The organism is Panacibacter microcysteis (assembly GCF_015831355.1).
GTDB lineage: Bacteria > Bacteroidota > Bacteroidia > Chitinophagales > Chitinophagaceae > Panacibacter > Panacibacter microcysteis.
Map to the genome: position 1 here is coordinate 329,632 of NZ_JADWYR010000002.1, position 11,610 is coordinate 341,241.

At 42.2% G+C, this 11,610-nt stretch carries 11 protein-coding genes; 10 read left to right on the forward strand and 1 reads right to left on the reverse strand.

Annotated elements, in window-relative coordinates:
• Positions 1-207: 207 nt before the first annotated feature.
• The 3 genes from I5907_RS13325 to I5907_RS13335 all read left to right on the forward strand — a co-directional run bounded on the left by I5907_RS13325 (position 208) and on the right by I5907_RS13335 (position 2,925).
• Entirely contained in the window at positions 208-585 is a 378-nt protein-coding gene (locus I5907_RS13325) for a DUF3127 domain-containing protein (RefSeq protein ID WP_196991311.1), read from the forward strand.
• A 77-nt stretch (positions 586-662) separates the two neighbouring features.
• Complete coding sequence (locus tag I5907_RS13330; RefSeq protein WP_196991312.1) at positions 663-1,232, forward strand: outer membrane beta-barrel protein; 570 nt, start codon at positions 663-665, stop codon at positions 1,230-1,232.
• A gap of 97 nt (positions 1,233-1,329) precedes the next feature.
• A complete protein-coding gene (locus tag I5907_RS13335) occupies positions 1,330-2,925 on the forward strand; it encodes an NAD(P)/FAD-dependent oxidoreductase (RefSeq protein ID WP_196991313.1) in 1,596 nt (531 codons plus the stop codon).
• A 26-nt stretch (positions 2,926-2,951) separates the two neighbouring features.
• Here the strand turns inward: I5907_RS13335 and I5907_RS13340 are convergent, their stop codons facing one another.
• Positions 2,952-3,953 (reverse strand): zinc dependent phospholipase C family protein, encoded by a 1,002-nt coding sequence (locus I5907_RS13340; protein ID WP_196991314.1) that lies wholly within the window; start codon positions 3,951-3,953, stop codon positions 2,952-2,954.
• 304 nt (positions 3,954-4,257) lie between these two features.
• Between I5907_RS13340 and I5907_RS13345 the strand changes: the two genes are divergently transcribed.
• The 7 genes from I5907_RS13345 to I5907_RS13375 all read left to right on the forward strand — a co-directional run bounded on the left by I5907_RS13345 (position 4,258) and on the right by I5907_RS13375 (position 11,500).
• Entirely contained in the window at positions 4,258-5,193 is a 936-nt protein-coding gene (locus I5907_RS13345) for an ABC transporter ATP-binding protein (protein ID WP_196991315.1), read from the forward strand.
• Positions 5,194-5,230: 37 nt separating this feature from the next.
• Positions 5,231-6,559, forward strand: a complete 1,329-nt coding sequence (locus I5907_RS13350; protein WP_196991316.1) for an ABC transporter permease — start codon at positions 5,231-5,233, stop codon at positions 6,557-6,559.
• A 173-nt stretch (positions 6,560-6,732) separates the two neighbouring features.
• A complete protein-coding gene (locus I5907_RS13355) occupies positions 6,733-7,110 on the forward strand; it encodes an iron chaperone (protein ID WP_196991317.1) in 378 nt (125 codons plus the stop codon).
• Between the two features lie 270 nt (positions 7,111-7,380).
• Positions 7,381-8,007 (forward strand): DUF4294 domain-containing protein, encoded by a 627-nt coding sequence (locus I5907_RS13360; RefSeq protein ID WP_196991318.1) that lies wholly within the window; start codon positions 7,381-7,383, stop codon positions 8,005-8,007.
• Between the two features lie 102 nt (positions 8,008-8,109).
• Positions 8,110-8,838, forward strand: coding sequence for a bacillithiol biosynthesis deacetylase BshB1 (gene bshB1 / locus I5907_RS13365; RefSeq protein WP_196991319.1), 729 nt, complete (start codon positions 8,110-8,112; stop codon positions 8,836-8,838).
• 108 nt (positions 8,839-8,946) lie between these two features.
• Positions 8,947-10,014: a fatty acid desaturase family protein gene (locus I5907_RS13370; RefSeq protein ID WP_196991320.1), complete on the forward strand. Its 1,068-nt coding sequence runs from the start codon at positions 8,947-8,949 to the stop codon at positions 10,012-10,014.
• 289 nt (positions 10,015-10,303) lie between these two features.
• On the forward strand, positions 10,304-11,500 hold the full coding sequence (locus I5907_RS13375) for a formylglycine-generating enzyme family protein (RefSeq protein ID WP_231402103.1): 1,197 nt from the start codon (positions 10,304-10,306) through the stop codon (positions 11,498-11,500).
• Positions 11,501-11,610: the final 110 nt, after the last annotated feature.

The window sequence follows — 11,610 nt, forward strand, 5'->3', positions numbered from 1 at the left end:
GCACTCTGAGTACAATCTGCGTAAATTTATATTACCATCTGTGCTGTTTCTTGCTTTCGTTTTTATTTGCATGTAAAAATTTTCCTTTTACATGCAGGCATTTTTCGCATTACCGAATACATGATCGTGTTAAAAGTTATCAACGTGTTATACATACAAAAGCACGTCGAGGAATTTATCTGCTACATTTGCCTAAAATAAAATTTCATGTCATTCGAAATAACAGGCAAACTTGTAGCAAAGTATGATACCGTGCAGCGTACCGAAACATTCAAGACAAGAGAATTCGTTATTGAAAAAACAGAAGATATAGGTGGCAGAACCATCAGCAATTATGTAAAGTTTCAGAGTGTACAGGACAGAACATCAATGCCTGATCGTTTCAATGTTGGAGATGAAGTAAAAGTGTCGTTCAACATCAAAGGAACAAAGTGGGTAAAAGATGGCAGAGAAAATTACATTACCAATCTCGATGCCTGGAGAATGGAGCACGTAAAACTTGGGCAGGATGCAGGAAACAATTCATCTCAGCCGGCATCAGTAGATTTCCCTCCCGGTGATGTGGTAGACGATCTTCCTTTTTAGTTGCGGTAATATAATAATATGTCAGGCTTTTCGTTTTAGGGTAATCATTCAATATATCCTATCTAAAAAAGCCAACAATGAGAAAAATAATTTTACTCGCTTCTCTCGTAATGGGATCAATCCCCGTTTTTTCACAAATCACTACTTTATCAGATGCAGAACTGGGGTTCGGTTTAGAAACTGCCGTTCCGTTGAAAGGTTTAAATGAAACGCAGAAGACAGGTCTTGGCGGTTCAATAAAATTTGGCTACACATTGCCAAATACGTATTATCTCGCACCAACATTCCAGGCAGGCTTTATATCTTTTTCAGGCAAAGCCATTCCGCAGGATCAAACCAATCTCCTGAAAGAAACCTACACACCTGTTTTTATGGTGCCGGTGAAAGTAGGGTTGCGTTATACCTTTGCAGGCGGCATATATGGCGAGCCACAGGTTGGCGCAACCATGAGCATGTCTGAAACAGACATGGGACAATCAAAGAATTCATTTGGATTAACATATGCATTTAATCTTGGTTTTCAAACATTACCAGGTTTAGATATCAGTGCCAGGTACGAGTCCGTTAAATATCTGAACGGCGATGCCGCTATGGCAGGGTTGAGAATAGCCTATCATTTTACCTTCAGACGACAGGAAATATATTAATAGCGTTATTTCAACCTTAAGTCAAATACCAAACCGGCATTGCCGGTTTTTTTATTTCTTTGCAGGAAATTTCCGGGTTAAATACCCGGCATTTACTATGCAGCAACAGATTACACTCCGCTTATTACCTTCAGAAGCCGGCAACCACACAACAATTAAAGAGTACATCAGGCAATCATTAAGTCTGCAGGGTGCATCAGTAACCGGTTTTTATATTCTAAAGCAATCGCTGGATGCACGTAGCAAAACCGCATGGGTCAATCTTACCGTTCGTGCATTTATCAATGAACCATTTATTGAAAGAGAAAAAGAATTATTACGATTACCTGATGTACACACAGCAAAGAAAAAAGTATTGGTTATTGGTGCCGGGCCCGCAGGTCTTTTTGCAGCGTTAAAACTGATTGAACAGGGAATAAAGCCGGTGGTGCTGGAGCGTGGTAAAGACGTACGTGCAAGAAGAAGAGACCTTGCTGTTTTAAATAAAGAAGGTATTATTAATCCTGAAAGCAATTATTGTTTTGGAGAAGGCGGTGCAGGCACATACAGTGATGGTAAATTATATACGCGCAGCAGTAAGCGTGGAGATATTAACCGCATCCTCAACATTTTTGTGGAGTTTGGTGCAGATGAAAAAATACTGTACGAAGCACACCCACATATAGGCACCAACAAACTGCCGCATATTATCACCGCCATGCGCAACAGGATAACAGCATGTGGTGGCGAAATACTGTTCGGCCAGAAAGTTTCCGGTTTTATTGTTACTGACAGTGTTTTGAAAGGCGTACAGACTGCAGGTGGAGATTCGTTATATGCTGATGCCGTTATTCTCGCAACAGGTCATTCAGCTCGGGATATATTCGAAGGCTTGCATAAACACCAGATCCTTATAGAAGCAAAGCCGTTTGCATTGGGTGTACGCGTTGAACATCCACAGTCATTGATCGACAGTGCTCAATATCATGGTGCCATACGGGATCAAAATCTGCCACCAGCCTCTTACAGCCTGATTGAGCAGGTAAATGGCAGGGGCGTTTTTAGTTTTTGCATGTGCCCGGGGGGTATTATCGCGCCTGCTTCTACCAATGAAAATGAACTGGTAGTTAATGGCTGGAGCCCCAGCAAAAGAAACAACCCCTATGCAAACAGCGGTATGGTGGTGCAGGTAGACATAAAAGATGCGCTGTATTATTTTGCAGGTACTGCCAAACCACAAAAAATGAACGAATATGACCCGCTGGTGCTGATGCATTTTCAGCATGCAATTGAAACTGCGGCATATGCAGCAGGCGGTGGAAAATTTGTGGCGCCTGCACAACGAATGGCCGATTTTGCCGGCAGTAAATTTTCTGCAACGCTGCCAGCCTGTAGTTACCTGCCCGGTTTGCAGAGTGTTAATCTCAATGAAGTATTACCGCCTTTTGTTTTTGAAACGTTACAGCGCGGCTTTAAAGCTTTTGGTAAGAAAATGCGTGGTTATTTTACCAATGATGCTGTAGTGGTAGCTACGGAGAGCAGGACTTCATCACCGGTGCGTATACCCAGAAATAATGACACCTTACAACACCCGGAAATACAGCAACTCTATCCCTGCGGAGAAGGTGCTGGCTACGCCGGCGGCATTGTTAGCGCTGCAATGGATGGTGAACGTGTTGCAACTGCTGTTGCGCTTCAGGTAGCACACAATTAAATTTGCAGGCTGGTTTGTGGGAACATTTATTCTTTGCCGGCTTTTTCCTTTGCTCTTAAGAAGCCATCTTTTATTAGTTTGTTGTGCTTAAATGAGTGTAGTTCTTTCTTCAGTTGTTCTTGTTCTGTATTGGTAAGTGCGGCATTGGGTAGGTTACTTACATCCGGCCTGCCTGCATCCACCCACGCAGTATACCAGAAATCAGCCACCATATTGGCCGAATAGATGAGCTGCTCATTAATACTGTTGCCAAGCGCTGCGGCATAGGCTTTTGCAAAATCAGTGGTATAATATTTTACTTCTTTACCATTTCGGTTTTGGATGCGGTATTTTGTTGCATCTGTAAAACGCCTGGATACCTCGAGTTCCTTTGCAAAAACATCTTTTGTCAGGGCATGCGATCTTCTTAATGCATTCCATACTGCCTGTTCTTTGTGCTTTATATATTTTGCCCGATGTTTTGTCGCAAGATTGTAGTTGTTGATTTCAATTTCCGGCACTACTGACTCCCATAAGGCATGTAATCCTTTCTGGTTGGTTAACTGACCATCGTAGTTTAAAGATGTGTGTAAAGGAACATTTGCATCTTCAATGTAGTGCCCCAGGTCTGCGGCATAGAAGAGAATACTGTCAGTGTTCATTTGCCTGAAGGCAGCAGTAAGCTTTTGCTGTATAGTTATTACCTGGTAAGGAACATATCCGTATGCCAGCAACGTATCGGCAGAATATTTTTTCACTGCATCATTCCAGTGCAAGGGCATTTTGTATGCCGCACTGTCTCCGTAAGCTTCAAAATCTATGTAGTGCTTTGCTTCTTCTGATTTGTCTGTATTGCGCCTTACGTCGGGTCTTACAGCATTGTACTGGAGGTAGTCAATGTGTTTATAAAAAAAACTGCAAAGTGGTTTAGGTAATTCATAAGTTGCAAGCTGGTGGGTAGTTTTATGTACGAGAAAGCCCCAGCTACCGTTTGTAACAATTAGCAACAATAAAATGAAAGGGGTGATGCGTTTTTGTAAACCGCTCATGATCTTATTCACTTTTTTAGAGCCGTGAAGTTATAATAACCGGAACTATCTGTGTAATAATTTAGCGTTACTTGCAACTAATAACACTGTAATTGCTTATGATGCTGCAACGGGCTGCGTTTTTATAACCCCTGAAGTGTTGAAAAGTGCCGTTGTTGCTTTCATCTTCGCGTTTGATCACCAGTGTTCCTGCAGTGGAAGAGTGCGACGCAACCGGTGCTTCATTGAAAAACTGCTGCCGGGTTCATACATAAATTAACGGGTTATACATGCTCAGAATTTTAAATAATTAAACAGTCCAATTATGGCATTACTCGAATTACAAAACCTGAAGAAGTATTATGCTACGCAAAAGGCTGTAGATGATATCAGCTTTAAAATTGAAGAGGGCTCTATTTTCGGTTTGCTTGGTCCTAATGGCGCAGGAAAAACAACCTTGCTGCGCATGATAACGGGAATTTTTTATCCTGATGAAGGCAACATCATCTTTGACGGTGGTAAGTTTAACCCGATTGAAGATGTGCAAAAGATTGGCTACATGCCTGAAGAGCGCGGGTTATACAAAAAAATGAAGATAGGAGAGCAGGCATTGTACCTGGCGCAGTTAAAGGGTTTGAGCAGAGCAGACGCCATGGAAAAGATAAAGTCATGGTTTAAGAAACTTGAAATGGAAAGCTGGTGGAATAAAAAAGTGGAAGACCTGAGTAAAGGAATGAGCCAGAAACTGCAGTTTGTAACAACTGTGATGCACGAACCGCGGTTGATTATACTGGATGAACCTTTCAGTGGTTTGGACCCCCTTAATGCCAGCCTTATAAAAGACGAGATATATGGACTGGCTAAGCGCGGCAGTACAGTTATCTTCAGTACGCACCGTATGGGAGAGGTTGAGGAAATCTGCGATCATATTGTATTGGTGAACCTTGGTAAGAAAATACTCGATAATACCGTGCAACAGATTAAGCAGGACTTCAAGGAAAATAAGTTCAACATAAAACTGCAGGAGGTAGCGGCAACTGTTAGCAGCGGTGCATTTGAGGTATTGAACGAGGCAGCAGGCAACTACACCGTAAAGATCAAAGAAGGATTTAAAAGCAATGACGTGCTGAAGTATTTTATAGACCAGCAAATAAATGTTGAATCTTTTAATGAAGTGTTACCATCACTCAATGAAATATTTATTAAACTGGTAGCAGATACACATGCAGTAACAAGGTCTTTCCAAAAAGTATCTGCATAAAAAATTATTACTCCCGATCTTAACCAAACGAATTTTTATGAACAAAATAATGCTTGTAGCCCGCAGGGAATTTCTTACCAGGGTGCAGAAGAAAACGTTTCTTTTAACCACGATCTTATTGCCGGTAATCATTTTCGGACTGTATGCGCTGATCATTTATTTCTCCGTGAAAGGCGGCAGCGATATGACCATTGCTGTGGCGGATAATGCCGGTTTTTTTGACGGCGGTATTGACAAATCTGACGAAGTGAGTTTTGATTTTGTAAAGGCCGCAACAGAAGAATCACTGAAAAAAGATGTGCTCGATGGAAAGTATAACGGCTACATTTTTATACCACAGGGTTCAAACGTACTGCAAACAGGAGAAATACAGCTGAAGACCATGAAGTCTGTCGGTCTCATGTCACGCGGCAAAATTGAGAATGTGATCAATGACAAACTTGAAGAAAAAAAGCTGCTTTCTTTAAATGTTTCCAAAGCGCAGCTGGACAGTGTGCATAAACAAACGAATATCAAATTTGCCACTGTAGAAGGCGCCGAAGATTCGGGCTCCAAAGCAGGCATCAGCTACGCGGTGGGTATGTTTTCCGGGTTTCTTATTTACATTATACTTTTTATTTATGGTACCATGGTTATGCGTGGGGTAATGGAAGAAAAAGTGAGCCGTATTGCAGAAGTAATTGTCAGCAGCGTTAAGCCTTTCCAGCTTATGATGGGTAAGATCATTGGTATTGGTGCTGTGGGTCTCATACAGTTTATTATATGGCTGGTGCTCATTGGCGGCATCAATGTTTTATTACCCATTATCTTTCCGGATGCGTTTGGGCAAATGCAGCAAATGCCTGTACAACCGGGAGGTATGGCTGCCATGCAGGCTGCACAGCAAACCAATGGCTTTTCAGAGTTCAGCAATGCACTGGCACAAATAAACCTGCCGCTGATCATTGGTTGTTTCCTGTTTTATTTCCTTGGCGGTTACCTGTTGTATTCATCTTTGTTTGCAGCGGTTGGCAGCGCGGTAAATGAAGATCCGCAGGATGCACAAAGTCTTACATTGCCTATTGTAATGCCTATCATATTTGCCATCGTTATTATGATGAAAGCTGTAAACGATCCATCCGGCGGGCTGGCTGTTTTTGGCAGTTTGTTTCCGTTAACATCGCCCATTGTAATGATGGCGCGTATAGCACATGGCGTGCCCGACACCGTTCCTTACTGGCAGCTAATTTTAAGTATGCTGCTGCTTATCGGGGGCTTTGTTGCCACCACATGGGTAGCCGGCAAAATTTACAGAACCGGCATTTTGCTCTATGGCAAAAAAGTAACACCAAAAGAAATGTGGAAATGGGCCTTTAAAAAATATTAGCATTTTATGGGCCGGGCTGTTGTAGTACTATGAGGCATCGTTGCGTCGCACTCTTGTACTGCAAAGCACCAGGCAACAACGATACTTCATTTCTAACCATGTAAAGAAAACTGTCAGCAAATCATATTTTGCCGGCAGTTTTTTATTTTAGTGTTTCAATCAATCTTGCCAACATGAACAAAACAACCTACGAATCTGTAGACGCATACATTGCATCTTTCCCGCAGGAAACACAGGCACTGCTTACAAAAATCAGGAAAGTGATCAGGCAGGCTGCGCCAAAGGCAGAGGAAGGCATTGGTTACAATATGCCGGCTTACAAACTACATGGACCGCTGGTGTATTTTGGTGCGGCAAAAACACATATCGGTTTTTACCCTACACCATCCGGTGTAGAAGCTTTTAAAGCAGAACTGCAAGATTATGTAACCTCCAAAGGCGCCATCCAGTTTCCGTTGCAGAAAGGAATACCGGTAGCGCTGGTAAAACAAATTGTACAGTTTCGTGTGGCTGAAAACGAAGAAAAAGCCATTACAAAAAAGAAAAAGTAAGGTGGTCTATAACGCTAAAGCTGTTGTAAAAAGGGTCGCTGCAGTTGCCATGAAAACAGAACGTACAAGTGAGTGACACAACAGGCGATGCACAAAGTGCTGATGCCTGCATCCGTAGTTTTCATATAACAGAAGATTTGTATTTAATGGTTGTATGAAATTAATTTTATGGAATGATTGTTAAATATTCATAAAAGCAGCATCTGCAAAGGTTACAATGTCGTTTATAAAATATTAACGAACAAAGACAATCATTATATTTATACCTGCATGCCCGGCAAACTACCCATATTAATTTCAGCGGTTATATTTCTGATTATATTTTGTGCACCACAAAAAACGCATGCTCAAAATGGTACCGGTATTTATGATACCATTAAAGTAGGCGCCTGCATAGAAGCCAATGGAGACACCATTCCATGTTCCTGGCTGGAACCCACATACGTAAGGGCTAAGCTTACCGGCAAATGGAAAAAGAAATATGCAGACTGGACTCGTTTGCGCAATGCAGTGTATGTAACCTACCCGTACGCTATACAGGCTTCGAAGGTAATGAATGAAATAAATGCACAACTTGCCGGGGTAACAGACAAAAAGAAAAGAAAAGAGATCATTAAATCGAGAGAGAAAGAATTGAAGACCAAGTTTGCTGATAAGCTAACTCAGTTATCGGTGTACCAGGGTAAAGTTTTAATGAAACTTATTTACAGGCAAACCGGCAATAATTGTTTTGAGATAATAGAAGAATACAAAGGCAGTTTCAGTGCGGGTTTCTGGCAGGCAATAGCCCTAGTATTTGGAAGCAACCTGCGCCAGAATTATGAACCCCGTGGCAAAGATGAAGTGATGGAAATGATTGTGAAAGACGTGGAAAAAATGTATGGAGTAAGAAGTTAATAATAACGCATAAAAAAGATGTTTAAGCAGCCGCATATTGCGGCTTTTGTTTTATATAGCTCTCAACTATTCCTCTTATCTTGCCAAACGAAAATTACAAAAATGAAAGTAGATATTTTAGCTTTTGGTGTTCACCCCGACGATGTTGAATTGGGTTGTTCCGGAACGCTCATAGCATCTGCTAAAGCAGGCAAAAAAGTAGCAGTGGTAGATCTTACAGGCGGAGAACTTGGCACCAGGGGAACGGTTGATACAAGAAAAACAGAAGCGGCAGATGCTGCCGGCGTCATGTTGCTTGCTGCACGCGAAAATCTTGAGATGGCAGATGGTTTTTTTCAGCATGATGAAGCCAATGTAAGGAAGGTGATAACAGTTATACGTAAATACCAGCCGGAGATTGTGCTTTGTAATGCGCCTGAAGACCGGCACCCGGATCATGGCAGAAGTTCGAAGCTGGTAGCTGATGCCGCATTTCTCTCAGGGTTACGCAAGATTGAAACAGTGTACAATAACCAGCCACAGCAGCAGTGGAGGCCGGCATATGTTTTTCATTATATACAAGACCGTTACCTGAAACCAGATTTTGTCTTTGACATTTCAGATCATTTTGAAGAGAAGATCAAATCGGTGCTGTGTTATAAAACACAGTTCAATACATTAGATGCAAGTGAACCGGCTACATACATTTCTAACCCGGATTTTCTTGAAACAATAAAAGGACGCGCTCTCATGCTTGGCAAGCGCATTGGTGTTAAATATGCAGAAGGATATCTATCTGCCAAAACACCTGGTATCAACAGTTTTGATGCATTTATTCAGCAGGTTACGTAGCATTTCCCGGGGTTATTTGTATACATTAACTAAACATAATTCGGTTAACTGCCTAAATAAGTGCACCTTTGCTACTAATATTTTCATTTTAGTTATTCTTCTCTTATCATGCAAGCTCCGAAATTCGCACACACAGCACAGTCCTTTCACGTAGTATTAAAGAACCGCATCAACGAATACTTCGAAAAAACAGGAAAACAAACAAACGGTGGTTTCAGGCTATTAAGCAAAGCCTTGTTTCTTGTTTTAAGTTTTATCTATTTATATGTTCACCTCATATTTTTTACCCCGTCTACGCCGCTGGCATTAACTTTTTGCGTTCTGCTTGGGGCATGTACGGCGGCAATTGGCTTTAATATCATGCACGATGGCGGTCACGGAAGTTTCAGTAAATATCCCTGGGTAAATAAAATAGCTGCTGTTACTGCAGAGGTGTTAGGTGCAAGTCATTTTATCTGGAACATGAAGCACAATGTAATCCACCACGCGTATACAAATGTAGATGGTGTAGACGATGACATTGATGCCAAACCGGTACTGCGTATGGCATCTACACAAAAGCGCTATAAAATGCATCGTTTTCAGCACCTGTATTTCTGGGTATTTTATTGCTTCCTGCACCTTTACTGGATTTTACTGAGCGATTATAAAAAATACTTTACCGGTAAGGTGGGAGAGATTCCATTAAAGAAAATGACCTTCAAAGACCATTTTACATTCTGGTTCTTTAAACTGTTGCATTATACCTTATTCATCATTATACCAATTATCAAATTAGGTTTTTCCAAATGGATTGTCGGTTACTTATGTTTTACGGTTGTGGCGGGCTTCGTATTAAGCATTGTGTTCCAGTTGGCGCATACGGTAGAAGACACAGAATTTCCTGTTCCTGATGTGGCAAGCAACAGGCTCGAAGATGAGTGGGCTATACACCAGCTAAAAACGACCGCGAATTTTGCTACAAGAAGCAGGTTTATCTCATGGTTTGTGGGTGGGTTGAATTTCCAGATTGAGCACCATCTCTTTCCAAAGATTTCTCATATACATTATCCTCAGATCAGCAAGATCGTAAAACAGGCATGCCAGGAGTATGGTGTTGTTTACGTAGAATATCCAAAATTGCATAATGCTGTTGCTTCGCACGTATCTTTTCTTAAGCAAATGGGCAGGGCATAGTTTATATAATTACCGTATTGTTATTTATAGGCCGCTTTTTCAAAGCGGCTTTTTTTGTGTGTAACCGGCTGTTGTATTTCATGGCATCGGCTGTTGCGTCGCACTCTTGTACGGTTGAATCTTTTTGCAACAGGCGAAAACACGACAGCAACTAAATACTGTGTCATCATCATAAGCCTACGAAAACAGTTTGCCGCAATCGTGGCCGGCCAATATTTTAACGGCTACAGAATAGCATCTTTCACCATCGTTATCTACCTTAGTTGTCTAAAACGGCAATCACACAATTATGAAAAAAAATGCAAATCATTGGCTGTATGCCTGCACAGTGGTCTTTTTGCTGCCTGCATGCAAAAGCAAAACCGACACTGCAGATGAACCAACCCGGCTACCAGCCGTATCTGCGGTAGCGGCATCAAAGGTTTCAGGTGCTATCTCCTGTGCATATGGTCTTTCGCCAAACGACAGTATAACATTTATGAAGGGCGGAGGCGCCGATTTTAAAGAAACGATAGAAAACACAACAACGCCTGATCAACAGGCGCCGCAGGGCATGAGATGGATACCTGGCGGCGAGTTTAGCATGGGCGGCGTAAACCCGGTTGGTATGAATGATGGCGGGCATGAACAAATGCAGGATGCACGACCCGTGCACCGCGTATATGTAGACGGCTATTACATGGATGAAACCGAAGTGACCAATGCACAATTTGCAGCTTTTGTAAAAGCCACCGGTTACGTTACTGTTGCAGAAAAAAAGCCAACAAAAGAAGAATTTCCCGGCGCGCCTGACGAAATGCTTATTGCCGGTTCGGCAGTTTTTACACCACCACCTCAAAAAGTTTCCCTCAACGATATGTTTCAATGGTGGCAATATAAAGAAGGTGCAGACTGGAAACATCCTTTTGGTAAAGGAAGCGATATAAAGGGGAAAGATAACTACCCTGTTGTGCATATCTGCTACGAGGATGCTGCAGCGTATGCTAAATGGGCCGGTAAGCGGCTGCCAACAGAAGCAGAATGGGAGTTTGCGGCACGCGGTGGTAAAGCCGGTAACCTGTATGCATGGGGTAATGAATTAAAGCCAGACGGCAAATGGCCAGCCAATATCTTTGAAGGTTCTTTTCCTGACAAGGATGAGGCGGCAGACGGTTTTCAAGGCATAGCGCCGGTTAAACAATATGCCCCCAACGGGTATGGATTGTATGACATTGGTGGTAATGTGTGGGAATGGTGTTACGACTGGTACAGGCCTGATTATTATGCACAGTTTACAAGTGGTACAGCAAAAAATCCGCAGGGGCCGGCTGACTCATACGATCCACAGGAGCCTGGTTTGAAAAAGCGCGTGCAAAGGGGAGGATCGTTTTTGTGCACAGACCAATATTGTACAAGGTATATGGTGGGTACACGGGGTAAAGGAGAATCAAGGTCAGCATCTAACCATGTCGGTTTTCGTTGTGTAAAGGATTATATAAAGAAATAGAAAAACAGCGTTCCTGCAGTTGATGGTGTTTGTGCGTACAAAACAGGTTAGCCTGTGCTGAGTAATGTGGGGCAGTACAAGAGTGCGACGCAAGCAAAGCTCAATAGTAT

Excerpts from the sequence above, each read along its gene's own strand:
- I5907_RS13325 (WP_196991311.1), top strand. The coding sequence starts at position 208 with ATGTCATTCGAAATAACAGGCAAACTTGTAGCAAAGTATGATACCGTG.
- I5907_RS13360 (WP_196991318.1), top strand. The coding sequence starts at position 7,381 with ATGCCCGGCAAACTACCCATATTAATTTCAGCGGTTATATTTCTGATT.
- I5907_RS13345 (WP_196991315.1), top strand. The coding sequence starts at position 4,258 with ATGGCATTACTCGAATTACAAAACCTGAAGAAGTATTATGCTACGCAA.
- I5907_RS13350 (WP_196991316.1), top strand. The coding sequence starts at position 5,231 with ATGAACAAAATAATGCTTGTAGCCCGCAGGGAATTTCTTACCAGGGTG.
- I5907_RS13330 (WP_196991312.1), top strand. The coding sequence starts at position 663 with ATGAGAAAAATAATTTTACTCGCTTCTCTCGTAATGGGATCAATCCCC.
- I5907_RS13375 (WP_231402103.1), top strand. The coding sequence starts at position 10,304 with ATGAAAAAAAATGCAAATCATTGGCTGTATGCCTGCACAGTGGTCTTT.
- bshB1 (WP_196991319.1), top strand. The coding sequence starts at position 8,110 with ATGAAAGTAGATATTTTAGCTTTTGGTGTTCACCCCGACGATGTTGAA.
- I5907_RS13370 (WP_196991320.1), top strand. The coding sequence starts at position 8,947 with ATGCAAGCTCCGAAATTCGCACACACAGCACAGTCCTTTCACGTAGTA.
- I5907_RS13340 (WP_196991314.1), bottom strand. The coding sequence starts at position 3,953 with ATGAGCGGTTTACAAAAACGCATCACCCCTTTCATTTTATTGTTGCTA.
- I5907_RS13335 (WP_196991313.1), top strand. The coding sequence starts at position 1,330 with ATGCAGCAACAGATTACACTCCGCTTATTACCTTCAGAAGCCGGCAAC.
- I5907_RS13355 (WP_196991317.1), top strand. The coding sequence starts at position 6,733 with ATGAACAAAACAACCTACGAATCTGTAGACGCATACATTGCATCTTTC.